This window comes from Cellulosimicrobium sp. SJTW-1 (assembly GCF_047716875.1).
Lineage (GTDB): Bacteria > Actinomycetota > Actinomycetes > Actinomycetales > Cellulomonadaceae > Cellulosimicrobium > Cellulosimicrobium funkei.
Genome location: NZ_CP136680.1, coordinates 557,075 through 579,568 on the forward strand (window position 1 = coordinate 557,075; position 22,494 = coordinate 579,568).

General features: G+C 76.3%; 21 protein-coding genes. 11 read left to right on the top strand and 10 right to left on the bottom strand.

Going from position 1 to position 22,494, the window contains the following annotated elements; genetic code table 11:
• Window positions 1–2 precede the first annotated feature (2 nt).
• The 4 genes from RSE42_RS02580 to RSE42_RS02595 all read right to left on the bottom strand — a co-directional run bounded on the left by RSE42_RS02580 (window position 3) and on the right by RSE42_RS02595 (window position 3,718).
• A complete protein-coding gene (locus RSE42_RS02580) occupies window positions 3–662 on the bottom strand; it encodes a response regulator (protein WP_108050948.1) in 660 nt (219 codons plus the stop codon).
• Window positions 659–1,966: a sensor histidine kinase gene (locus tag RSE42_RS02585; RefSeq protein ID WP_051028414.1), complete on the bottom strand. Its 1,308-nt coding sequence runs from the start codon at window positions 1,964–1,966 to the stop codon at window positions 659–661. Before RSE42_RS02585 ends, RSE42_RS02580 begins: the two co-directional genes overlap by 4 nt.
• 145 nt (window positions 1,967–2,111) lie before the next feature.
• Complete coding sequence (locus RSE42_RS02590; protein WP_085386650.1) at window positions 2,112–3,005, bottom strand: hypothetical protein; 894 nt, start codon at window positions 3,003–3,005, stop codon at window positions 2,112–2,114.
• On the bottom strand, window positions 3,005–3,718 hold the full coding sequence (locus RSE42_RS02595; protein WP_415297796.1) for an ABC transporter ATP-binding protein: 714 nt from the start codon (window positions 3,716–3,718) through the stop codon (window positions 3,005–3,007). Before RSE42_RS02595 ends, RSE42_RS02590 begins: the two co-directional genes overlap by 1 nt.
• 292 nt (window positions 3,719–4,010) lie before the next feature.
• Between RSE42_RS02595 and RSE42_RS02600 the strand changes: the two genes are divergently transcribed.
• From RSE42_RS02600 to RSE42_RS02615, 4 genes are all read left to right on the top strand, one after another.
• A complete protein-coding gene (locus RSE42_RS02600) occupies window positions 4,011–4,820 on the top strand; it encodes a peptidoglycan-binding protein (protein ID WP_085386648.1) in 810 nt (269 codons plus the stop codon).
• A gap of 88 nt (window positions 4,821–4,908) precedes the next feature.
• Window positions 4,909–5,580, top strand: a complete 672-nt coding sequence (locus RSE42_RS02605) for a TetR/AcrR family transcriptional regulator (RefSeq protein WP_415297797.1) — start codon at window positions 4,909–4,911, stop codon at window positions 5,578–5,580.
• 91 nt (window positions 5,581–5,671) lie between these two features.
• Window positions 5,672–6,439 carry a methyltransferase domain-containing protein gene (locus RSE42_RS02610; RefSeq protein WP_415297798.1) on the top strand — a complete coding sequence of 256 codons (768 nt, stop codon included), beginning with the start codon at window positions 5,672–5,674 and terminating at the stop codon, window positions 6,437–6,439.
• 42 nt (window positions 6,440–6,481) lie between these two features.
• Window positions 6,482–7,039: a hypothetical protein gene (locus tag RSE42_RS02615; protein ID WP_415297799.1), complete on the top strand. Its 558-nt coding sequence runs from the start codon at window positions 6,482–6,484 to the stop codon at window positions 7,037–7,039.
• Window positions 7,040–7,080: 41 nt separating this feature from the next.
• Here RSE42_RS02615 and RSE42_RS02620 read toward each other — a convergent pair whose 3' ends face one another.
• The 5 genes from RSE42_RS02620 to RSE42_RS02640 all read right to left on the bottom strand — a co-directional run bounded on the left by RSE42_RS02620 (window position 7,081) and on the right by RSE42_RS02640 (window position 11,921).
• A complete protein-coding gene (locus RSE42_RS02620; RefSeq protein WP_415297800.1) occupies window positions 7,081–7,917 on the bottom strand; it encodes a septum formation family protein in 837 nt (278 codons plus the stop codon).
• Window positions 7,914–8,564, bottom strand: a complete 651-nt coding sequence (locus tag RSE42_RS02625; protein ID WP_415297801.1) for a DUF4190 domain-containing protein — start codon at window positions 8,562–8,564, stop codon at window positions 7,914–7,916. The genes RSE42_RS02620 and RSE42_RS02625 overlap by 4 nt, the downstream gene beginning before the upstream one ends.
• Window positions 8,565–8,654: 90 nt before the next feature.
• On the bottom strand, window positions 8,655–9,440 hold the full coding sequence (locus tag RSE42_RS02630) for an exodeoxyribonuclease III (RefSeq protein WP_144721410.1): 786 nt from the start codon (window positions 9,438–9,440) through the stop codon (window positions 8,655–8,657).
• Window positions 9,441–9,489: 49 nt separating this feature from the next.
• Complete coding sequence (locus RSE42_RS02635; RefSeq protein ID WP_415297802.1) at window positions 9,490–10,230, bottom strand: response regulator; 741 nt, start codon at window positions 10,228–10,230, stop codon at window positions 9,490–9,492.
• Complete coding sequence (locus RSE42_RS02640) at window positions 10,227–11,921, bottom strand: ATP-binding protein (RefSeq protein WP_415297803.1); 1,695 nt, start codon at window positions 11,919–11,921, stop codon at window positions 10,227–10,229. The genes RSE42_RS02635 and RSE42_RS02640 overlap by 4 nt, the downstream gene beginning before the upstream one ends.
• Window positions 11,922–12,104: 183 nt before the next feature.
• On the opposite strand from RSE42_RS02640, the gene RSE42_RS02645 reads away from it, so the two are divergent.
• The 7 genes from RSE42_RS02645 to RSE42_RS02675 all read left to right on the top strand — a co-directional run bounded on the left by RSE42_RS02645 (window position 12,105) and on the right by RSE42_RS02675 (window position 21,614).
• The gene (locus RSE42_RS02645) at window positions 12,105–13,175 is read left to right on the top strand and encodes a Bug family tripartite tricarboxylate transporter substrate binding protein (protein WP_076403647.1); all 1,071 of its coding nucleotides are present in this window, start codon (window positions 12,105–12,107) and stop codon (window positions 13,173–13,175) included.
• Window positions 13,172–13,885: a tripartite tricarboxylate transporter TctB family protein gene (locus RSE42_RS02650; protein ID WP_415297804.1), complete on the top strand. Its 714-nt coding sequence runs from the start codon at window positions 13,172–13,174 to the stop codon at window positions 13,883–13,885. Before RSE42_RS02645 ends, RSE42_RS02650 begins: the two co-directional genes overlap by 4 nt.
• On the top strand, window positions 13,878–15,437 hold the full coding sequence (locus RSE42_RS02655; protein ID WP_021482991.1) for a tripartite tricarboxylate transporter permease: 1,560 nt from the start codon (window positions 13,878–13,880) through the stop codon (window positions 15,435–15,437). Before RSE42_RS02650 ends, RSE42_RS02655 begins: the two co-directional genes overlap by 8 nt.
• Window positions 15,437–15,835 carry a universal stress protein gene (locus RSE42_RS02660; RefSeq protein ID WP_396049458.1) on the top strand — a complete coding sequence of 133 codons (399 nt, stop codon included), beginning with the start codon at window positions 15,437–15,439 and terminating at the stop codon, window positions 15,833–15,835. The genes RSE42_RS02655 and RSE42_RS02660 overlap by 1 nt, the downstream gene beginning before the upstream one ends.
• A gap of 58 nt (window positions 15,836–15,893) precedes the next feature.
• Window positions 15,894–16,658 (top strand): SDR family NAD(P)-dependent oxidoreductase, encoded by a 765-nt coding sequence (locus RSE42_RS02665; RefSeq protein WP_396049457.1) that lies wholly within the window; start codon window positions 15,894–15,896, stop codon window positions 16,656–16,658.
• Window positions 16,659–16,688: 30 nt separating this feature from the next.
• Window positions 16,689–17,276: an orotate phosphoribosyltransferase gene (gene pyrE / locus RSE42_RS02670; protein WP_051876890.1), complete on the top strand. Its 588-nt coding sequence runs from the start codon at window positions 16,689–16,691 to the stop codon at window positions 17,274–17,276.
• Window positions 17,277–17,507: 231 nt separating this feature from the next.
• Window positions 17,508–21,614: an HtaA domain-containing protein gene (locus tag RSE42_RS02675; RefSeq protein WP_415297805.1), complete on the top strand. Its 4,107-nt coding sequence runs from the start codon at window positions 17,508–17,510 to the stop codon at window positions 21,612–21,614.
• A 106-nt stretch (window positions 21,615–21,720) separates the two neighbouring features.
• Here RSE42_RS02675 and RSE42_RS02680 read toward each other — a convergent pair whose 3' ends face one another.
• A complete protein-coding gene (locus tag RSE42_RS02680) occupies window positions 21,721–22,494 on the bottom strand; it encodes an HAD-IIA family hydrolase (RefSeq protein WP_021482670.1) in 774 nt (257 codons plus the stop codon).

The window sequence follows — 22,494 nt, forward strand, 5'->3', positions numbered from 1 at the left end:
GGTCAGGCGGCCGGGTCGACGATCCCGTGCCGGAACGCCCACACGACGAGCTGCACGCGGTCGCGCGCGCCCGTCTTCGTCATGGCCCGGCTCAGGTGCGACTTCACGGTGCTCGGTTCGAGGAACAGCGCCGTCGCGATCTCCGCGTTCGACGACCCCCGGCACAGCAGCGCCACGATGTCGAGCTCGCGCGGCGTGAGGAGCGCGGCCGCGTCGTCGTCCCGCGACACCGGGGCACGACGCCGCGCGAACTCGCCGAGCACGCGGCGCGTGAGCGACTGGTCCACGAGGCCGTCGCCCGACGCGACGCGGCGGACGGCGTCCACGAGCACCTCCGGCTCCGCGTCCTTGAGCAGGAACCCGCTCGCCCCGGCCTCCAGCGCCCCGAACACGTAGTCGTCGAGGTCGAACGTGCTCACCACGAGGACGGGCACCGGGTCCGCGACGTCGGGCCCGGCGAGCGCGCGCGTCGCCGTGATGCCGTCGCCGCCGGGCATGCGCACGTCCATGCACACGACGTCGGGGCGCTCGCGGCGCGCGACCCGCACGGCGTCCGCGCCGTTCGACGCCTCGCCGACGACCTCCAGGCCCTCGCTCTCGAGGATGACGGTGAAGCCGGCGCGGACGACGGCCTGGTCGTCCACCAGCACGACACGGGTCACGAGGCCTCCTGGGCGGGGGTGCGGGGGTCGCGCGCGGGGGCGCGGGGGACGGTCAGCCGGACGAGCCACGCGCCGTCGGGCGTGCGCCGCGCGTCGAGCGTGCCGCCGAGCACGGCCGCGCGCTCGCGCATCCCGACGAGGCCGTGGCCCGGTCGCGCGTCCTGCGGGGGAGCGGCGCGACCGGCGGGGTTGCGCACGGTCACGACGACGGCCGCCGGGCTCCACGCGAGCCGCACCGCGACCGGTCGCCCGGGTGCGTGCCGCCGCGCGTTGGCGAGCGCCTCCTGCAGCACGCGGTAGACGGCGATCTGCGCGGTGGGCGCGGGCTCCCAGGGCTCGCCCTCGGTCTCGACGGTGACCGTCGTGCCCGCCGCGCGCGCCGTCTCGAGGAGCGCGGGGAGGTCGGCGAGCGTCGGCTGCGGGGCCTCGCGCTCGTCGCCCTCGTCGTCGCGCCCGCGCAGGATGCCGACCACGAGGCGCAGGTCGTCGAGGGTCTCGCGGCCCTGCGACCGGATCCAGCGCACCGACTCCTTGGCGCGCTCCGGGTCGGCGTCGACGAGCCGTTCCGCCGCGGACGCCTGCACGACGATGCCCGAGAGATGGTGTGCCGCGACGTCGTGCAGCTCGCGCGCCATGCGGGCACGCTCCTCGAGCACGGCCTGCGCGGCGAGCGCCTCGCGCTCGCGCTCGGCGCGCACCACGCGGTCGCGCAGCTCGGCGACGAGCTCGCGCCGCGTCGCGACGTACGAGCCGACGAGGGCCGCGCCCACGAACGTGAGGACCGCCGAGAGCAGCGCGCCGCCCACCTGGAGCGCGTGCTGCGCGGGGCCGGCGCCGGCGGGGTTGCCGAGACCGCCGAGCGCGAAGACGAGCAGGACCTGCGCGAGCGCCGCGAGCGCCGGCGCCCCGAGGCGGGCGCGGCGGGGCGCGTACGCGCCGGCGGAGTAGGCGGCGACGAGCGTCGCCGGGGCCTGGAACCCGACGTACGGGGGCAGGAGCGCGGTGATCGCGACCTGCGCGACGACCGTCAGCGCGAGGCAGAGCAGCGGCGCCCGACGGCGGAGCACGAGCGCCGCCGCCTGGCCGACGACGAGCGCGAGCACGGCCGCGCGCACGCCCGGGCCGATCACGCTCTCGCCCGGGCCCGCGCCGAACGTGGCGCCGACCTCCGTCGCGAGGACGCGCTCGATGCCGAGGAACAGCGCGACGGTCGCGAGGGCGACGACACCGGCCAGCACGGCGTCGCGGCCGGTGTCGGTGCGGACGCCGACCCGGTCGAGCGCGCGGCGCAGGGTCTCGGTCACGGTCCTCCTCCAACGGGCGACGGGTGCGGGGACGGGGTGCGCCGTCGGGCCCGCCCACCCTACGGGGCGGGCGGGCCGACGGCGCCGTGCGGCTCCCGGCCTGTGGACGACCAGGTCGTCGCGTCGGGAGCCGAGCCGGCTGTGGTCAGACGAGGTCGCGTCGCCGCAGGCTCACGGCGCCCCCACCGAGCAGGAGCGCGGCCCAGGCCGCGAGCCCGGCGAGGGCGGCGAGCGCGCCGAGCGGGGCCGCGCCGCCGAGGAGCGTCGCGGCGGACCCGCCGGTCGACGCGAGCGCACCGAGCCCGAGCGGGAGCCACTCGGCCGCGGCCGAGTCGCCGCCGGACAGGAGCGTCACCGCGCCGCGGACGATCGGCTCGGCGAGCGCGAGCGCGGCGACCGTGACGACGCCCGCGACCTGGCCGCGCACGAGGGTGCCGATGCCGAGCCCGAGCCACGCGAGCAGGACGAGCACCGCGAGCCCGCGGGCCCAGACGCCGAGGACGTCGCCGGGGCCGAGCGCGAGGCCCGCGCCCGGCGTCGTGACGATCGCGACGAGCAGGCCCAGGGCGCCCAGGAGGGCGAGGACGACGCCCACGCCGAGCGCGACGGTCGCCGTCGCGCCCGCCTTCGCGCCGAGGATGCGCAGCCGCGACGGCTGGACGAGCGCCGTGGGCACGATGCCTCCCGTGCGGAAGTCGGTCGTCACGGCGAGCACCCCGAGCAGGAGCATGCACACGGTCGCGACGCCGACGGAGCCGGAGCCGCCGAGGCCGGTGCCGAGGAGGTCGAGCATCGAGCGCTGGAACGCGGGCTGCGAGACGTCGGCGAGCGCACCGAGGTCCGGCGCGAGCTCGGCCACCATCTCGGGCGGGGCCTGGAGCCCGACGGTCGTGCCGCTGCCGGCCGCGTCGGCGCTGCGCAGGATCGTGGGGAGCAGCAGGGTGAAGGCCTGGACGACGAGCATCCCGGCGACGGCGACGGCCGCGACGACCCACGTCGCGCGGGTCGTGCGGAGCTTGAGCATCTCGGCGCGGTACATCAGCGCACCCCTTCGGTCGTGGCGGTCAGGTCGAGGTAGAAGTCCTCGAGGGACTCCCCGTGCAGCAGCTCGTCGAGCGGCCCCTCCGCGACGACGCGACCCTGCCCGACGACGACGAGGTCGTCCGCGACCTGCCGCACCTCGGACAGCACGTGGCTCGCGAGGAGCACGGTGCCGCCGTCGTCGGCGAACGCGCGGACGAGGTCGCGCAGCCAGCGCATCCCGGCGGGGTCGAGACCGTTCGCGGGCTCGTCGAGGACGAGGACCTCCGGGTCGCCGAGCAGCGCGGCCGCGATCCCGACGCGCTGCCGCATCCCCAGCGAGTAGGTGCGCACGCGGCGGTCCGCGGCGGGCGTCATGCCGACGAGCGCGAGCACCTCGTCGACCCGCCGCGCCGGGATCCGGCCGGCGGAGGCGAGCACGCGCAGGTGGTCGCGCCCCGTCCGCCCCGGGTGCAGGCCGCCCGCGTCGAGCAGCGCGCCGACGGTGCGGGCCGGGTGCACCAGGTCCGCGAACGCGCGGCCGTCGAACGTCGCGGTGCCCGCGGTCGGGGCCGCGAGCCCGAGCAGGACGTGGAGCGTGGTCGTCTTGCCGGCGCCGTTCGGGCCGAGCAGCCCGACGACGCGGCCCGGCGCGGCGGTGAACGTCACGTCGTGCACGGCGTCGAACGCCCCGTACGCCTTGCGCAGCCCGGAGACGTGGATGGTGGTCATGCCGGTCCCTCCCTCGTGCGTCCCGCACGGGCCTCCCGTGCGGTGCCCTACCAGGCTGTCGCGCGGGCCCCCACCGGGTCTTGCGGCGCAGGGCGGAACCTGCGTTGCGACCTCCGTGGGAGGCGCGGCGCCGCCCCGCTGGACCGGGGGAGCCGTGGCGGGTATCGCCGCAGGTGAGGGCGTCGGGCGTGACACACGAGCCGGGATGGGGCAGGGTGGACGTCCACCCGACCGCCCCGGCGGGCAGCGTGTCGCGCCGTCCGCCCCCTCGACAGCCCCGGAAGGAGGCGACGTGCGCCGACGCCACGACCGGTCCGGACCCGCCGAGCGGGACCGCACCGCCCCCCTCCAGCGGCCCGCGCGCCGCACCGCCACGCCGTGGGTCACGGTCGCCGCCGGTGCCGGGGCGGTGACGCTCGTCGTCGCCGTCGCGGGCATGGTCGGTGCCGCGACGGGCGGTGGCGAGGCGGTCGTCGTCGGCGGGGTCTCTGCCGAGGGCGGCGCGAACGGCGAGGACACGGTCCCCGCGGTCACGCCGCGCCCCGACACCCCCCGCCCCGAGGTGACCCGCATCCCTCCGCCCGACGCGGCGGACGGCACGTCCGACGACGCGCGCCCGGCCCCGTCCCCGCGCCCGTCCGCGAGCGGCCAGGGAGAGCAGGCCGCGCCCGGCGCGCCCTCGCCCACCACCGAGCCCGCGCCCGCTCCCACCGCGTCCGAGCCGACCCCGGCACCGACCGAGCCCGCCCCGACGTCCTCCCCGACGACCGACCCCGGCACCGGGTCCGTCTCGTGGGTCCAGGAGCGGCTCCGGGTGCACGGTGCCGACGTCGCCGTCACGGGGACGATGGACGACGCCACGCGCACCGCGCTGCGGTCGTTCCAGAAGGCGCACGGCCTCACACCCGACGGCACCGTCACCGCGGCGACCGCCGAGGCCCTGCGCGCCGCGCCGCCCGACGTCGAGGACCCCACCGGACCTGGCCCGACGCCCCCGGCCGAGCCCGCGCCGACGCCCTCCACCGACCGGCCGTCGGTGGCGGTGCCCGGGCCGTCGTCGAGCGCCGACGAGCCCGCCCCGACGCTCGCCCCCGCACCCTGAACCTTCTCCGCCCGGGCGCGGGCACCCCGCCGGGCCGCACCGCGGTCGGTAGGGTGTGCCCTCGTCGGACGACGGACGGAGCAGTGCCATGACGAGCGCGGCCATCGGCGCCGGGCAGGACCGCACGGGCTCCCGCCGCGCCGCGGCGCCCGACCCCGCCCGCGGGTACGCGAAGGGGCGCGCCAAGCGCGAGGAGATCCTCCAGGCGGCCGTCGTGCTCTTCGGCGAGGTCGGCTTCCACGCCGCGTCGCTGCGCGAGCTCGCGTCCCGCGTGGGCATGTCCCACCCCGGGCTGCTCCACCACTTCCCGACGAAGGCGGCGCTCCTCGAGGCGGTGCTCGACCACCGGGAGACCGTCGACCGCGCCGACCTCGAGGAGGATCTCGCGCGCGGGACCGACTTCTTCGACGCGCTGGTGCGGCTCGTCGAGCGCAACGCCCTGCGCAGGCCCATCGTCGAGCTGTTCACGGCGCTCGCGGCCGAGGCGACGTCGCCCGACCACCCGGCGCACGCGTACTTCGTCGAGCGCTACGAGTCCACGGTCGCGCGCATCGGCGAGCAGCTCTCCCAGCGCGCCCGGTCGGGCGGCCTGCGCGACGGCGTCGAGCCGGAGGTCGCGGCCCGCCAGCTCGTCGCGCTCATGGACGGTCTCCAGGTCCAGTGGCTGCTGTCCCTCGACCGCCCGCGGCCCGAGCGCGTGGACATGGCCGCGGACCTGCGCGCGTACCTGCGCCTCGTGCTGTCCGACGCCGAACGCTGACGGCGCCGGACCGGCGATGGTTCACCGGTCCGGCACCGAGCCTCCCCCTTCCGCGCCCCACCCGGCTCCGACGGCGGTCGAGAATCGCCCGATGACGAGGACGCTCGAGACGACCCACCCGGACGACTACCTGGAGCGCCTCGCGGCCTCCGACCTCGGGCGGCGCTCCAAGGCGGTGGCGACGGCGGCGCTCGACCTCGCCGAGGGACAGACGGTGCTCGATCTCGGCTGCGGGCCGGGCGTCGACCTCCCGGCGTTCTCGGACGCGGTCGGTGCGGGCGGGTCGGTGCTGGGCATCGACCACGACCCGCGCGCCGTCGAGGCTGCGCGCGAGCGCGTCGCGGGCGCCGGGAACGTGCGGGTCGTCGTCGGCGACGCGCACGCGCTCGACCTCGGGACGGGCAGCGTCGACCGCGCGCACACGGACCGGGTGCTGCAGCACGTCACCGACCCGCGCGGTGTCGTCGAGGAGATCGCTCGGGTCCTGCGCCCGGGCGGGCGCGCGGTGCTCGCCGAGCCGGACTGGGGGACGCTGGCGATCGACGGGCCGGACGCGGACACCACCGACGCGTACCAGGCGTTCGTCGTCGAGCAGGTCGTGCGGAACGCGTGGATCGGACGCCGCCTGCCCGGCCTCGCCGAGCACGCCGGGCTCACGGTCGACCGGGTCGTCCCGCTGACGGCCGTCTTCCACGACGTGGTCGAGGCGGACAGGTTCCTCGGCCTCGGACGGGTGGCCGAGAGGGCGCGGCAGGCCGGGTACCTCACCGACGAGGGCGCCTGCCGTTGGACCGACCACCTCCTGACGGCGCGGTTCTTCGCGTCCGTGACCCTCTTCGTGGTCGTTCTCGATCGCTGAACGCCGACCGGGGACCCGGGCTGCGCACGGCAGGATGCCCGGATGACACACGTCTTCGAGCTGACGGCGGACGACGAGGCCCACGACGCGGAGACCGCGGGGGGCGGCGCCGCGGAGGCTCCGGCGGCCGACGAACCGACCCCACCGGCGGCCGTGACACCGGTGCTCGGGACCGGCGTCGTCCTCGTGGCGTGCTCTCTCCTCCTGCGGCCGGTGCAGCACGCCCTCGACGCGTACGCGGTGGACCGGTTCGGCAGCTACGACCCCGAGTCCTGGCAGGCGGGTGCGCTCGGCGTCGCCTTGGCGCTCCACGTCGCCACCGCGGCGCTCGGTGCCGGCGCGCTCACGCTCGCGCTGCTGCGGGCCGCGCGCCTCCTCGACCGGCAGCGGGACGGCGTGGTCGACGGGCCGCGCACCGCCCGTGCTCCGTGGCGCCGCCTGGGCGCGACGGCCGCGTTCCTCGTGGCGGCGGCCACCGCCGCGCTGCTCCTCCTGCCCGACCGCTCCGAGCCGTCGTCCGTGGTCGTCCAGGACGCTCGGGTCGGTCCGAACGGCGGGCTGCTCGTCGACACCCTGCCGGGTGGTGCCGACGAGCAGTGACCCCGGGTCAGGCAGCCTGCTTCGAGGGCGTGCCCCTCGCGTCAGCCGATCAGGTCCGCCGGGAGCGGGGCCTCGCTGCTCGCCAGGCACAGCCCGGTGCGGTCGCCGCCGCGCCAGGACGCCTCGGTCGGTGCCCACACCACGAGCCGCACGTCCTCCGGGGCATCCGGACCGAGGGTCTCGGGCGTGCACACGCGCGCCACCCGGCGGTCCACGGCGTCCTGGCCGGGCCAGACCTCGTCCGCGCCCAGATCGGTGCGGCCGACGACCTGCGCCCGGTGCTCGTCCGCGCACGGGACGGCGCGCACGCGCGACACCTCGCCGTCGGGTGGGAGCACGTCGAGGCACGTCCCCAGCACGAGCTGCACCGCGCTCGCCGTGCGGGGCGCGTCCACGTCGCCCGCGAGCGGCGTGCGCGCCTGCTCGCCCTGCCACCAGGCGATCCCGCCCACCACCCATCCGAGCGTCGCGACGGCGCCGAGCACCATCCCGGTCACGGCCAGGCCGCGTCCGCGGGTGCCGCGCGAGCGGACGCGCGACAGGGCCGCGGCGCCGAGGCCGACCCCGACCGGTCCGAGCACCACGCCCGCCGGCACGCTCGCGACGGCGAGCGGCTCGACGCCGGGCGCCGCGGGCTGCCACCCGGGTGCGTAGTACGTCTCCGGGGCGAAGCCGGGCCGGTCGCCGGCCCCGGGCGGCGGCACGGGTGCCGCCGCACCCGAGGGGTCGTGCGGCGTCGGGCCGGACCGGGGCGCCCCTGCGTCCGCGGCGCGTGGCTGCGAGGCCCCGGGCGCTCCCGCGGGGGGCGGGACGGGCTGGCCTCCCGAGGGCCCGGACGCGCGGCCGCCGGGCGGGGCGAAGAGGTCGTCGTCGCTCACGGTGCCGAGTCCCCGAGCGTGCCGGCGAGGACCACGAGCATCGCGAACGCCGTGCCGACCGCGCCGACGACGATCCCGGTCACCGCGAAACCGCGCCCGCGCGTGCCGTCGCGCATGACCTGGTTGAGCGCCACGATGCCCAGCACGAGGCCGACGAGGCCGGGGAAGCCCGCGCAGAGCACGAGGCTCGCGATCGACACGATCATGGACGCGAGCGCGAGCCCGTTGGTCCGCGGCGGGGGCGCGTAGGGCGCGCCGTACGGCGGCGGGTAGCCCCCGTAGCCGGGCGCCGGGTACGCCGCGGGTCCGGGCGGCGCCGCGTACCCGGGCGTCCCGCCGTACGACGGCGTCGCCCCGGGGGCGTAGGGGGAGCCGGGGCCGTAGGGCGACCCGGCGGGCGCGGCCGGCGCGCCGTACGGGGCGCCGGCACCCGGTGTGCTCCCGGGCCCGCTCCCGCCGCCCGGCGTGCTCCCGTACCCGCCCCCGGCCCCCGACGGCGCGACGAACCCGCCGTCGTCCGGCGCGGCGGGGGCGTCCTCGGTGGGCGGGTGGTACGGCGTGAGCGGCGGCTGATGCGGACGCCGCGGGGCGTACGGGTCGGCGGGCTCGTCGGGGGACCCGTACGGAGGGACGGGTGGCGTCGTCATGGACACACCGTAGCGAGGGGACGCGCCCCGCCCGGCCCGGACCCGCGGCCTGGACCGGCGGCCCGAGCCCGACGGCGGACGCCCCGGAGGTCAGTCCGCCAGGTCGACGACGACCGGCACGTGGTCCGACGCGCCCTTGCCCTTGCGCTCGTCGCGGTCGATCGTCACGCCCGTGACGCGCGCGCGGGCGGCGGGCGACAGGTACGCGAAGTCGATGCGCATGCCCTCGTTCCGCGGGAACCGCAGCCGCTGGTAGTCCCAGTAGGTGTAGGTGCGCTCGGCGGGGATCGCCTCGCGCGTGACCTCGGTGTACCCGGCGGTGCCGAACGCGGCGAAGGCGTCCCGCTCGGCGGGGGTGACGTGCGTCTTCCCGGCGAAGTACGCGACGTCCCACACGTCGGTGTCGAGCGGCGCGACGTTCCAGTCCCCGACGAGCGCGACCTGCGCCGCCGGGTCGGCGGCGAGCCAGCCCGCGGCCTGCGCGCGCAGCTCGTCGAGCCAGCGCAGCTTGTAGGCGTAGTGCGGGTCGCCGACCTCGCGCCCGTGCGGCACGTAGAGGCTCCACACGCGCACGCCCCCGCACGTGGCACCGAGCGCGCGCGCCTCCACCGTGTCGCCGAACGCGGGCTGGCCGGGGAACGACGTCTCGACGTCGTCGAGGCCCACGCGCGAGACGACGGCGACGCCGTTCCACTGGTTCACGCCGACGTGCGCGACCTCGTACCCGGCCGCCTCGAACGGCGCGACGGGGAACTGCGCGTCCGTGCACTTGGTCTCCTGGAGCGCGAGGACGTCGGTCCCCGTCCGCTCGAGGAACGCGACCGCGCGGTCGACGCGGGCACGGACGGAGTTGATGTTCCAGGTCGCGAGGCGCACGGGCCCCACCGTACGGCGTCGCGGGCGCGACCCGCAGCGGCCCCGACGGTCAGGCGGGCCGGTAGCCGTTCTCCGGCCGCCCGGCCGCGCCGTACCGGGGTGCGACGTCGGCGCGCCCGGTCGCGACGAGGTGCTCGAGGTAGCGGCGCGCGCTCACGCGCGACATCCCGGTCCGCGCGGCGACCTCGCCCGCCGACGCGTCGCCCGCGTCGGCGCACGCGGCCGCGAGCGCCTCGACGACGAGCCGCAGGCTGCGCTCGGACAGCCCCTTCGGCAGCGCCGCGACCTCCGGCGTCCCGCGCCGCACGAGGCGGTCGACGGCGTCCTGGTCGAGCTCGTCGCCCGCGGTGCGCAGCGAGTCGCGCAGCCGGGCGACCTCGTCGAGCCGGCCGCGCAGCGCCGCGGCCGTGAACGGCTTGACGAGGTAGTGCTGCACGCCGCCCGCCATGGCCTGGCGGACGCTCTCCAGCTCGCGCGCGGCGGTCGTCGCGACGACGTCGACGGGCGGGGACGGGCGGCGCCGGATCTGGCGCAGCACGTGCAGCCCGGTCGCGTCGGGCAGGTAGATGTCGAGCAGCACGACGTCCGGGTCGAGCACGGCGAACGCGCGCAGCGCCTCGGCCGCCGTGCGTGCCTCGCCCACGACGACGAAGCGCGGGTGCGACTCGACGAAGCCGCGGTGCAGGCGCGCGATCGTCGGGTCGTCCTCGACGACGAGGACGCGCAGCCGGTCGCCCGGCGGCGCCGTGGGCGCGCCGGTGGGGGCGGGGGAGCGGCCGGCGGGGGTCACGACGCCGTCTCCGGCGTCCGGGCCCGGGCGCCCGCGGCCGCGTCGACGGGCTGTGCGGGGAGAGCCACCGCGACGCGCGCCCCGCCGAGCACGGAGGTCGTCACCTCGACCGTCCCGCCGCGCCGCGCGGCCACGCGCCGCACGAGCGCGAGACCGATCCCACGCCCGGGCGGGCCCGCCTTCGTCGTGTACCCGGCGGCGAAGACGTCGGCGCGGGAGCCCGCGGGGATGCCGGGCCCGTCGTCCTCGACGACGACCACCACGCGGTCGCCCGGCGTCGGGCCGGTGCCGTCGGGCGCGCGGTCGGTCACGAGCACGCGGACGCGTCCCCCGGCCCCGACGGCGTCGACCGCGTTGTCGACGAGGTTGCCGAGCACGGTGAGGGCGTCGCCGTGCAGGGCGGCGTCGTCGGGCCCCGTGGGCGCGGCGAGGTGCGCGGACGGCGACACCTCGAGGCGCGAGCCGCGCTCGCGCGTCGTCGTGGCCTTGACCAGGAGCAGCGCCGCGACCTCGGGGGAGTGGACGCCGGGCGCGACGCCCGACGCGGTGAGCAGCCCGCCGTGCCCGGCGCGCTCGATGAACGCGACGGCCTCGTCGGCCTGCCCGAGCTCCAGCAGGCCCGAGACGACGTGGAGCTTGTTGGCGAACTCGTGGGACTGCGCGCGCAGCGCGTCGGTGAGGCCGCGCGCGCCGTCCAGGTCGCGCAGGAGCGCGTGCAGCTCGGTGTGGTCGCGCAGGAGCAGCACGGTCCCGACGGCGCGCCCGTCGACGCGGGCCCGGTCGGCGCGCGCGAGCAGCACGCGCTCGCCCGCGAGGACGAGCGCGCCGCCCTCCTCGGGCCCGGCGGCGGGCGCGTCGGGGTCGTCGGCCGTCTCCGCGGTGTCGGGCACGAGCGCGAGGAGCTGCGGGTCGAGGACGTCGTGCGCGGGCCGCCCGACGGCGTCGGCCGCCGCGACCCCGAGCAGGCGCTGCGCCTCGTCGTTGACGAGCACGACCGTCCCGTCGCGGTCGAGCGCGACGACGCCCTCGGAGATGCCGTGGAGCATCGCGTCGCGCGTCTCGAGCAGCCGGCCGATCTCCTCGGGCTCGAGCCGGAAGATGCGGCGGCGCACGGCACGCGTCACGAATGCCGCGCACACCACGCCGAGCGCCGCCGCGACGCTGAGGGCCGCGAGCAGCCACCCGAGGTCGTCGGCGAGGTCGTCGGCCAGGTCGGACTCGAGGATGCCGACGCTCGCCGTCCCGACGACGTCCCCCTCGGGCCCGAACACCGGGACCTTGACGCGCCACGACTCGCCCAGCGTGCCGGTCTGCGTGCCCGTCCACACCTCGCCGGAGAGCGGGACCGACGGGTCCGTCGAGACCCTCTCGCCGATGCGGGTCGGGTCCGGGTGGGAGTACCGCACGCCCTCGTCGTCCGTGACGACGACGTACGTGACGTCGGAGGCCTCGCGGATGACCTCCGCGATCGGCTGGATCGTCGCGGCGGGGTCGTCGTCGTCGAACGCGTCGATGATCGCGGGCAGGCGCGCGACGGAGAACGCGACCGCGGTCATGCGGTCGAGGTAGGCGTCGCGGAGCTGGCGGTGCTGCAGGGTCGAGGCGACGGCCCCCGCCGACGCCACGACCAGCAGCACGATGGCGACCTGCAGCACGAGAAGCTGCACCCGGAGCGACACTGCTCGACCCACCGCACCAGTGTGCCCCAGGTGCGCCGCACCCGGGCCTCGGCCGTGACCACAACGACCGCAACCACCGGATCGACCACAACGTCCAGTACGACCGCAGCCCTCGCCGCGCCGCCCCGCGCTCCTAGGCTCCCCGGATCAGGTCGTGAGGCCCGCGCCGTTGCGGGTCCCGCTCAAGGAGGAGACATGCGATCCGTCGTCCGCCCGCGCTCCGGGCACACCGTCAGCCCGCGGCACGCTCTCACCGCGACGCTCGCCGCAGGACTCGTCCTCGGTCTCGCCGCGTGCTCGGGCCTCGAGCCCGGCGCCCCCACGACGGGCGGCTCCGGCGACGCGTCCGGCGGGGCCGCCGCGTCGGTCGACGAGCTCGCGATCGTCGTCCCGGCCGACCCCGGCGGGGGCTGGGACCAGACCGGCCGCGCGATGCAGCAGGACCTCCAGGGTTCCGGGCTCGTGCGCACCGCGACCGTCACGAACGTCGGCGGCGCCGGCGGCACGGTCGGTCTCGCGTCGCTCGCCAACACCACCGACCCCCACACGCTGCTCGTCATGGGCCTCGTCATGGTCGGCGCGGTCGAGACCAACGAGTCGCAGGCCCGCATCGAGGACACCACCCCGATCGCGCGCCTCACCGAGGAGCCCCTCGTCGTCGTCGTGCCCGCGTCGTCGCCGTACCAGACGCTCGAGGACCTCGTCGACGACGTCGTGGCGAACGGCAAGTCCGTCTCCATCACCGGCGGCTCCGCCGGCGGGGCCGACCACATCCTCGCGGGGATGCTCCTCCAGGCGGCCGACGTGCCGTCGGCCGAGGTGGGCGGGCTCCTCAACTACGTCGCCTACTCGGGCGGCGGCGAGTCGCTCGCCGCGCTGCTCGGCAACAAGGTCAGCGCCGGGATCTCGGGCGTCGGCGAGTACGCGGAGCAGGTCAAGGCGGGGACCGTCCGGGCGCTCGCGGTCTCGGGCGCCGAGCGCACGGACCTGCTGCCCGACGTGCCGACCATGACCGAGGCCGGGTACGACGTCGAGCTCACGAACTGGCGCGGCGTCGTCGCGCCGGGCGACCTCTCCGACGAGGACCGCGCCGCCCTCGAGCTGCTCGTCAGCGAGATGGTCGCGTCCGACGAGTGGCAGGCGACGCTCGAGGAGAAGGGCTGGGACGACGCGTTCCTCGTGGGCGAGGAGTTCGACGGCTTCCTCACGGAGAACATCGCCGACATCAAGATGACGCTCACCGACGTCGGCCTGGTCGCGCCGTGACCAGGCGTCGCGCCTCGCGCGACGCGCCACCCGACGCGTCGCGCGAGCCGGGGTCGTCGGAGGCTCCGTCCGCGGGGTCGTCCGCCGCGGCTCCCGAGCCAGGACCGTCCGACGCCGAGCCCCGCCCCGGGCCGGCGCCGGCGACGGCCGTCGGCGACCCCGCCGACGGCCAGGCCGCCGGGGACCCCGCAGGCGCCACCCCCGCCGCGGGTCCCCGGCGGCGACCTGGCGAGCTCGTCGTCGCCGGCATCACCGCCGCCCTCGGGGTGTTCGTGCTCCTCGACGCGGGGACGATCGTCGTGCCGGGCTCGTCGAACACGCTCGGTCCCCGCGCGTTCCCCTACCTCGTGGGCGCGCTGCTGCTCGCCACCGGCCTCGTGCTGCTCGGCGCCGTCTGGCGGGGGCACGGCGGCCAGGAGGAGGACAGCGAGGACGTCGACCCCGACGCCCGCACCGACTGGCTGACCGTCGGTCTCCTCGGCGCGGTGCTGTTCGTGCACGTCTACGCGATCAACCTCGTCGGGTGGCCGCTCGCCGCGACGCTCCTGTTCGCCGGGGCCGCGATCGTCCTCGGCGCTCGCCCGTGGTGGCGCGCCGCCGTGCTCGGCCTCGTCCTGGCCCTGGTGATCCAGGTCCTGTTCGGGGGCGTGCTCGGGCTGTCGCTCCCGCCCGGCCCGCTCCTGGAGGGGGTGACCTGGTTCCGTGGATAACCTCACCGCGCTGCTCGACGGGTTCGCGACCGTCGTCCAGCCCGTCTACCTGCTCTACGCGCTGTTCGGCGTGTTCGTCGGGACCGCGGTCGGGGTGCTCCCCGGCATCGGCCCCGCGATGACGATCGCGCTGCTCCTGCCGCTCACGTACTCGCTCGACGCGACGGCCGCCATCATCGTGTTCGCCGGCATCTACTACGGCGGCATGTACGGCGGGTCGACGACGTCGATCCTGCTCAACACGCCCGGCGAGTCGTCGTCGATCGTCACGGCGCTCGAGGGCAACAGGATGGCCCGCATGGGCCGCGGGGCGGCCGCGCTCGCGACCGCCGCGATCGGCTCGTTCGTCGCGGGCACCATCGCGACCGTCGCCCTGACGTTCGTCGCGCCGTACGTCGCGCGCTGGGCCGTGCAGCTCGGCGAGCCCGACTACTTCGCGCTCATGGTCGTCGCGTTCGTGACCGTCGGCGCGCTGCTCGGGTCGTCGGTGCCGCGCGGCATGGCGTCCCTGTCGCTCGGCCTGTTCCTCGGGCTCATGGGCACCGACACGCTCACCGGCCAGCAGCGGTTCACGTTCGGCGTCCCGACGCTCGCCGACGGGATCGACGTCGTCATCGTCGCCGTCGGCCTCTTCGCGGTGGGCGAGGCGCTGTACGTCGGGTCGCGCCTGCGGCACGGTCCCGTGCACGTCATCCCCGTCGAGAAGGGCTGGCGCTCCTGGATGAAGCGCGAGGACTGGCGGCGGTCCTGGAAGCCGTGGCTGCGCGGGACGGCGATCGGGTTCCCCGTCGGCACCATCCCGGCGGGCGGCGCCGACGTCGCGACCTTCCTGTCCTACGCCGCCGAGCGCAAGTCCGCCGGGAAGCACAAGGACGAGTTCGGCAAGGGCGCGATCGAGGGCGTCGCGGGCCCGGAGGCGGCGAACAACGCCGCGGCGTCCGGCGTCCTCGTGCCGCTCCTCACGCTCGGCCTCCCGACGACGGCGACCGCCGCGATCATCATCGTCGCGTTCCAGTCGTACGGCATCCAGCCGGGCCCGCTGCTCTTCGAGAGCCAGTCCGCGCTCGTGTGGGCGCTCGTCGCGAGCCTCTACGTGGGCAACCTCATGCTCATCGTGCTCAACCTTCCCCTCGTGGGCATGTGGGTGAAGGTGCTCCAGATCCCGCGGCACTACCTCTACGCGGGCATCCTGCTGTTCGGCGCGCTCGGCTCGTACGCGCTGAACTTCTCCCCGGTCGACGTGCTCATCCTGCTCGTCATCGGCGCGATCGGGTTCTTCATGCGGCGCTACGGCTACCCCGTCGCGCCCATGGTCGTCGGCATGATCCTCGGCCCCATGGCCGAGGACCGCCTGCGCCGCTCGCTCGCGATCAGCCAGGGCGACCTGACGACGCTCGTCACCAGCCCGTTCGCCGCGACGGCCTACGCCCTCGTCGCCGTCGTGGTCCTCGCGGGCCTCTGGCTGCGCCGACGCGAGCGCCGCACCGGCGCCGAGCTCGCGGCGCTCGCGGAGGACGTCCGCGTCGAGGCCCAGGACCAGGAGGTGCGCTGATGACCGTCGTCCTCGCCTACGCGCCCGGCGAGCTCGGGACCGCCGCGACGCGGGCCGCGGCCCGGGCGGCCGTCCTGCTCGGCACCGGCGTCGTCGTGGTCAACACGACGCGCGGCGACCGGCTCGTCGACCCGCGCTGGGCCGACCACGACCAGCTCGTCGAGGTCGGCACGATCCTCGAGGAGGCGGGCGTCGAGCACGAGGTGCGGCACCTGCAGTCCTCCGCGCTGCCCGCGGAGGTCGTGCTCGGTGTCGCGGCCGAGGTCGACGCCGACCTGGTCGTCGTGGGGGTGCGGCACCGCACCCCCGTGGGCAAGCTCGTGCTCGGCTCCACCGCCCAGCAGATCCTGCTGGGCGCCGCGTGCCCCGTGCTCGCCGTGAAGCCGCCGACCCGGTGACACGACTCCACCCCGCCTGCGGGCGCCCGGGTCACCCGGGCGCCCGTAGGCTGTGACCATGGCGACAGCACTCATCACCGGCGCGAGCGCCGGCCTGGGTTTGGAGTTCGCGTGGCAGCTCGCCACGGCGCGGCACGACCTCGTCCTCGTGGCGCGCGACGAGGCGCGCCTCGAGGAGACCGCACGGCAGATCCGCGCCGCGGCCGGGGTGCGCGTCCAGGTGCTGCGCGCCGACCTCTCCGTGCCCGACGACGTCGCGCGCGTCGCGGAGCGCCTCGCCACGACCGGCGGCCCGGACGAGCGCCCGGTCGGCCTGCTCGTCAACAACGCGGGCTTCGCGACGCACCAGCACTTCGTCGGGGGCGACCTCGACGTCGAGCTCGAGGCGCTCGACGTCATGGTCCGCGCCGTCATGGTGCTGTCGCACGCGGCGGCGCGCCAGATGACGGAGCGCGGGCGCGGCGCGATCCTCAACGTCGCGTCGGTCGCGGCCCTCACCGCGGGCGGCACGTACGCGGCGGCGAAGGCGTGGGTGCGGTCGTTCACGGAGGGGCTCGCCGTCGAGCTGCACGGCACGGGCGTCACGGCGACCGTGCTGTGCCCCGGCTTCACGCACACCGAGTTCCACGACCGCGCGGGCATCGACAAGTCCGTGCTCCCCGACCTCGCGTGGCTCGACGCCGACCGGGTCGTCGCCGAGGCGCTCGCGGACGTGCGGCGGGGCGTCGTCATCTCCACGCCGTCGGTGCGGTACCGGGTCGCGTCGGCGGCCCTGCGCGCGATGCCGCGCTCCGCCGTCCGCGCGATCGGCAAGTACCGCTAGGCACGGGGCGGGCCCGATACCCTGGCGGTCGTGACTACCGACCCCGCCTCGACGCTCGCCTCGACCCCCCGCGAGCAGCTGCTCGGCCTCATCCGTGAGCTCGCCGTCGTGCACGGCCGCGTGACGCTCTCCTCGGGCAAGGAGGCGGACTACTACGTGGACCTGCGCCGCGTGACGCTGCACCACCGCGCGGCGCCGCTCATCGGCCACCAGCTCCTCGACCTTCTCGAGGAGCAGGGGCTCGGTACGGCGGAGATCGACGCCGTCGGCGGCCTGACGCTCGGTGCCGACCCCATCGCGACGGCCCTCCTGCACGCCGCCGCGTCCCGCGGCCAGGACCTCGACGCGTTCGTGGTGCGCAAGGCGGCGAAGGCGCACGGGATGCAGCGCCAGATCGAGGGCCCCGACGTCGCGGGCCGGCGCGTCGTCGTGGTCGAGGACACCACGACGACGGGCGGCTCGCCCATCACGGCGATCGAGGCCGTGCGCGCGGCCGGGGGCGAGGTCGCGGGCGTCGCGACGATCGTCGACCGTGCCACGGGTGCGGGCGCGAAGATCGAGGCGCTCGGCGTGCCGTACCACTTCCTGTTCAGCCTGGAGGACCTCGGCCTCGCCTGAGCCCCTCCCGCTCCGTCTCCCGCCGCTCGACGCGGCGCACCGCCCCGCGGCCCCTTGGGCCGCGGGGCGTCGTCGTGGCGGGAGGAGGCGCGCGTCACATCTCGATAGGTCAGGCTTACCTTGCTTTGGTGAGGCGACCCTTATATGGTCCGTCTCGGCGGAGCGTGAGCACGCTCCCCTCTCGGTCCCGCTCCCCGCCGGGACCTCGCCCGGACCAGCACGGGAGACCTTGTGCGCACTTCATCGTCGAGACGCGTCCGACGCGCCCTCGCCTCGTTCCTCGCCGCGGCGCTCGCCGCCGGCCTCACCGTCGCCGGCACCGGCGCCCCGGCCCAGGCGGCCGCGGCCGACGTGACTGGCGGGTCGGCCACCTGGAACTTCGTCGACTCGTGGACGTCGTACGTCACGGGCGGCATCGCCCAGGGCACGATCACCCCGCCGCTCCAGGGCGGCCAGGCGTCCTACGGCCCCGCGTCCGGCAGCTACGACGCCGCGTCCGGGACGGGCTCGATCCGCCTCGGCGGCTCGACCCGGTACGAGGGCCACCACGGCGCGCTCGACGTGACGATCTCCGACGTGCGGCTCGACCTCACCGGCCCGACGACGGGCGCGGTCTACGCGGACTTCGCGGGCACGGTGAACCCCGGCGTGGGCGACGACGTCAAGGTCGCCGACGTCACGGTGACCGCGACGCGGGCCGGTGACGAGGTCACGTTCATGGCGGACGGGACCGTCGTCGGGACGCTCGGGAACGTCTCGCCGTACTTCGCGTCGTACGCGGGCAAGCCCCTGTCGACCCTGACCGCCCGCGTCGTGTCGCCCGAGCCCGTGGCGCCCGCGCAGGCGACGACGACCACGCTCGCCGCGGCGCCCGCGGGCACGTCCGCGGCCGGGGCGAGCGTGACGCTCACCGCGACCGTCGCGCCCGCCGCCGCGGGCACGGTCGAGTTCCGCGACGGCGGCACCGCCCTCGGCACCGCTCCCGTGGCCGACGGCGTCGCGCGCCTCGAGACCGCGGCCCTCGCCCCGGGCAGCCACCAGCTGAGCGCCGCCTTCGCGCCCGCCGACCCGGCCGCGTTCGTCGCCTCGACCTCCGCGGCCGTCGCGCACACGGTGACCGCCCCGGAGCCGGAGCCGGAGCCCGAGCCGGAGCCGGAGCCCGCCGTCGACCCCGCGGTCACGGTGTCGCCGTCGGCGCCCGTCGACCCTGCGGTGGAGAACACGTTCACGATCCAGGGCACCGGGTTCGTCGGCGCGGGCGCCGCGAACGGCGCGTACGTGCTCCTCGGCGACGCCTCGATCTGGGACGGCAGCGGCCCTCTCGTCGCGAGCGGCTGGCTCGCCCAGGGCTGGGTCATGCCGCAGCAGGTGCGCGACGGCGCGTTCACGACGACGCTGACCGTCCCGGCCGGAAAGCTCGACCCGGCGAAGCAGTACGTGGTGGCGACGTCCGCCGCGCACGGGCTCTCGGCGACCGACCGCAGCCTCGACACGTTCACGCCCGTCGCGGTCCAGGGCGGCACGGCGCCCGAGCCGGTCTGGGAGCCCCAGATCACCCTCTACGCCGCCGACGGCACGACGCCGCTCGGGGACGCGCCCGTCCGCCCGGACGACAGGATCGTCGTCAAGGGCTCAGGCTTCGACCCGGACGCGAACGTCGCACCGGCCGGCAACCGTCCGCCCATCTCCGGGGGCATCCCCGCGGGCACCTACGTGGTCTTCGGCAGCTTCGCGGCCGACTGGCGTCCGTCGGAGGGTGCCCCGTCGAGCGCGCGCACGGCCGGTTCGCAGCAGTGGGCGCTCTCGTCCGCAGCGCTCGACCAGGTGGACCCGCGCTACCAGCCCGCGATCCGCGGGCAGTGGGCCGAGCTCGCGCCGGACGGCACGTTCACCGCCGAGCTCGTCGCGGGCGAGCTCGAGCGCGAGGACGGCCGGTACGGCGTGTACACGTACGCCGCGGGCGGCACGGTCAACGCCGCGCAGGAGCTGTACGCGCCCGTCGCGTTCACGACCGAGCCCGCGGCGCCGGTCTGGGAGCCCGAGATCACCGTGCTCGCCGCGGACGGCACGACGCCGCTCGGCGACACCCCGGTCGCGGTCGGGGACACGATCGTCGTCCGGGGCACCGGCTTCGACCCGGCGGCGAACGTCGGCGGCCGCGGCGTCCCGATCCCGGCGACGCTCCCGCAGGGCACCTACGTCGTGTTCGGGAGCTTCGCCGAGCAGTGGCGGCCGTCCGAGGGCGCCGCGTCGTCGACCCGCAAGGTCGGCTCGCAGGCGTGGGCCCTCGCCGAGCCCGTGCTCGACCAGGTCCCCGCGCAGTACCAGTCGGTGGTCCGGGCGCAGTGGACGGACATCACGCCGGCCGGCACGTTCGAGGCGCGTCTCGTGGTGAAGAACCCCGCCGCGCTCGAGGGCGGGCGCTACGGCGTCTACACCTACGGCGCGGGCGGCGTGAGCAACGCCGCGCAGGAGCTCTTCGTCCCCGTCGCGTACGACGCGCCGGGCACGCTCACCGTCACGCCCGCGTCGACCACGGTGGAGGCCGGATCGACGGTCCGCGTCACGGTGCGCGGTCTCGGCGCGGACGACGCGGTCAAGGCCGTGACGTTCGGCGGCGCCCCGGCGTCGTACTCCCGCGACGGCGCGACGCTCGTGCTCACGGTCCCCGCCGGCACCCCCGCCGGGTCCGTCCCCGTCGTCGTCACGTCGGAGCTCGGTCTGACCGGCAGCACCACGCTGACCGTGACCACCAAGCCCGTCGTCGTTCCTCCCGTGGACCCGCAGCCCGCGGTCCCGACGACCGTCGGGAGCCTGACCTGGGGCGTGCGCGGCTCGTTCGTGGACTACATCGAGGGCCCGGTCGCGAAGGGCGACGTGGCGGTGAGCGCGGGGGCCACGCGCGACGGGTCGGCGTTCGCGTTCGGCCAGTCGACGCCGTGGGCGGCGCCCGCAACGGGCACCACGACCGGCTACCACGGGACGGTGCGGTTCTCGGGCCACGGCGGTCTGCTGCACCTCACCGTCTCCGAGCCGCGCGTGCGGATCGACGGGCCGCGGTCCGCGACGCTGGTCCTCGACGTCTCGTCGAGGAACCTCGACGGGACGACCTTCGCGAAGAAGGGTGTCGCCTTCGCGACGCTGTCCCTCCCGCCTGCCTCGACGGCGAAGGACGGGGCGGTCACCTACCGGGCCGCCGAGGCGACCCTCACGGCCGCGGGCTCCGCCGCCTTCTCGGGGTTCTACGCAGCGGGCGATCCTCTCGCGCCCGTGACGTTCACCGTCGGCGCGGCCTCGACCGCACCGGGCGGCGGTGGCGGCGGGACCGAGGTGCCGCTCCCGGGTGGCACGACCGACCTGACGAAGGCGACGCTCTCCGTGGCGCAGGCACGCCCGGGCGACGAGGTGACGATCAGCGGTGTCGGGTTCGGTGCGCGCGAGTCGGGCATCCGCACGGAGCTCCGCTCCACGCCGCGCACGCTCGCGACGGGCACGACCGCGAACGCCGGTGGCGCCGCGAGCTCGACCGTGACGATCCCGAAGGACGTCGCGCCGGGCGAGCACACGCTCCTCCTCGTCGGTGCGGACCACACGGCGTCCGCGCCCCTCACGATCGTGGGCGCCGGCACGACCGGCACCGGTTCCGGGTCGGGCAGCGCGGCCGAGCAGTGCTTCGCGCAGGGCGTCAGCGGCGCGACCCTCTCGTGGGGCGTGAGCGACCGGTTCCGGTCGTACGTCACCGGCCCGATCGCGAAGGGCTCGGTCTCGACGGACGGCGTGCGGGACGGCGGCTCGGCGTTCACGTGGAGCGGCGGCAAGGGCTCGTTCAACACGGACCTCGGTAAGGGCCGCGCGAGCTTCGGCGGGTCGGTGTCGTTCTCCGGGCACGAGGGCATCCTCGACCTGCGGATCAGCAACCCGCGGGTGGTCGTGGACGGTTCGTCGGGCACGCTCGTGGTCGACGTGCAGAGCAGCGACATGGAGGGCAACAAGTCCTCGTCGACGGGCGTCGCGTTCGCGAGCCTGGACCTGTCGGGGAAGAAGGCGACGTCGGGCTCCACGATCACGTGGAGCGGCGTCCCCGCGACCCTCACGGCCGCCGGCGCGAAGGCGTTCGCCGGGTTCTACGAGGCCGGGACCGCGCTCTCGCCGGTGACGGTGAGCTTCCCGGTCGGCGGCGACGTCGAGTGCGACGCCTACTCGGGGGCCCTCGCCACCACCGGCTCCGACGCCGGGAGCCTCGTGCTCCTGGCCGGGACGCTGCTGCTCACCGGTGCGGCCCTCCTGGCGGTGCGCCGCCGCCGCGCCGGTCGCGCGGAGGTGGCCGCGGCCGCCTGACCCGGTCCCCGGCACGACGACGCCCGGTCACCTCGCGGTGACCGGGCGTCGTCGTGCGTGCGGGGCTCCCGGGAGCGCCGGACCGGCCGGACCGGCCCGGCGGCCCTCAGACGAGGTCGACGAGGTCCGCGACGGAGTCGACGACCTTGCTCGGCCGGAACGGGTAGCGGTCGACGTCGGACATCGTCGTGGACCCCGTCATGACGAGGTAGGTGTACAGGCCCGCCTCGATGCCCGCGACGACGTCGGTGTCCATCCGGTCGCCGATCATCGCGGTCGTCTCGGAGTGGGCGTCGATGCGGTTGAGCGCGGAGCGGAACATCATCGGGTTGGGCTTGCCGACGAAGTACGGCTTGCGGCCCGTCGCCGACGTGATCATCGCCGCGACGGCGCCCGTGGCGGGCAGCGGGCCCTCCTGCGACGGCCCGGTCGTGTCGGGGTTGGTGCAGATGAACCGCGACCCGCCCAGCACGAGGCGGATCGCCTTGGTGATCGCCTCGAACGAGTACGTGCGCGTCTCGCCGAGCACCACGTAGTCCGGGTCGGACTCGGTGAGCGTGTAGCCGGCCTCGTAGAGCGCGGTCGTCAGCCCGGCCTCGCCCACGGCGTACGCGCTGCCCTGGGGGATCTGGTCGGTGAGGAACTGCGCCGTCGCGAGCGCCGACGTCCAGATCGACTCCTCCGGCACGTCGATGCCCGACGTCGCGAGGCGCGCCCGCAGGTCGCGTGCCGTGAAGATCGAGTTGTTCGTGAGGATGAGGAACGGCCGACCCTTGTCGCGCAGCGCGCGCACGAACTCCGGTGCGCCGGGGATCGCGTGGCCCTCGTGGACGAGCACGCCGTCCATGTCGGTGAGCCAGCTCGTGATCTCTCGGGTCAT

Excerpts from the sequence above, each read along its gene's own strand:
- RSE42_RS02595 (WP_415297796.1), bottom strand. The coding sequence starts at position 3,718 with ATGACCACCATCCACGTCTCCGGGCTGCGCAAGGCGTACGGGGCGTTC.
- RSE42_RS02590 (WP_085386650.1), bottom strand. The coding sequence starts at position 3,005 with ATGTACCGCGCCGAGATGCTCAAGCTCCGCACGACCCGCGCGACGTGG.
- RSE42_RS02665 (WP_396049457.1), top strand. The coding sequence starts at position 15,894 with ATGGCGACAGCACTCATCACCGGCGCGAGCGCCGGCCTGGGTTTGGAG.
- RSE42_RS02605 (WP_415297797.1), top strand. The coding sequence starts at position 4,909 with ATGACGAGCGCGGCCATCGGCGCCGGGCAGGACCGCACGGGCTCCCGC.
- RSE42_RS02625 (WP_415297801.1), bottom strand. The coding sequence starts at position 8,564 with ATGACGACGCCACCCGTCCCTCCGTACGGGTCCCCCGACGAGCCCGCC.
- RSE42_RS02610 (WP_415297798.1), top strand. The coding sequence starts at position 5,672 with ATGACGAGGACGCTCGAGACGACCCACCCGGACGACTACCTGGAGCGC.
- RSE42_RS02645 (WP_076403647.1), top strand. The coding sequence starts at position 12,105 with ATGCGATCCGTCGTCCGCCCGCGCTCCGGGCACACCGTCAGCCCGCGG.
- RSE42_RS02660 (WP_396049458.1), top strand. The coding sequence starts at position 15,437 with ATGACCGTCGTCCTCGCCTACGCGCCCGGCGAGCTCGGGACCGCCGCG.
- RSE42_RS02615 (WP_415297799.1), top strand. The coding sequence starts at position 6,482 with ATGACACACGTCTTCGAGCTGACGGCGGACGACGAGGCCCACGACGCG.
- RSE42_RS02680 (WP_021482670.1), bottom strand. The coding sequence starts at position 22,494 with ATGACCCGAGAGATCACGAGCTGGCTCACCGACATGGACGGCGTGCTC.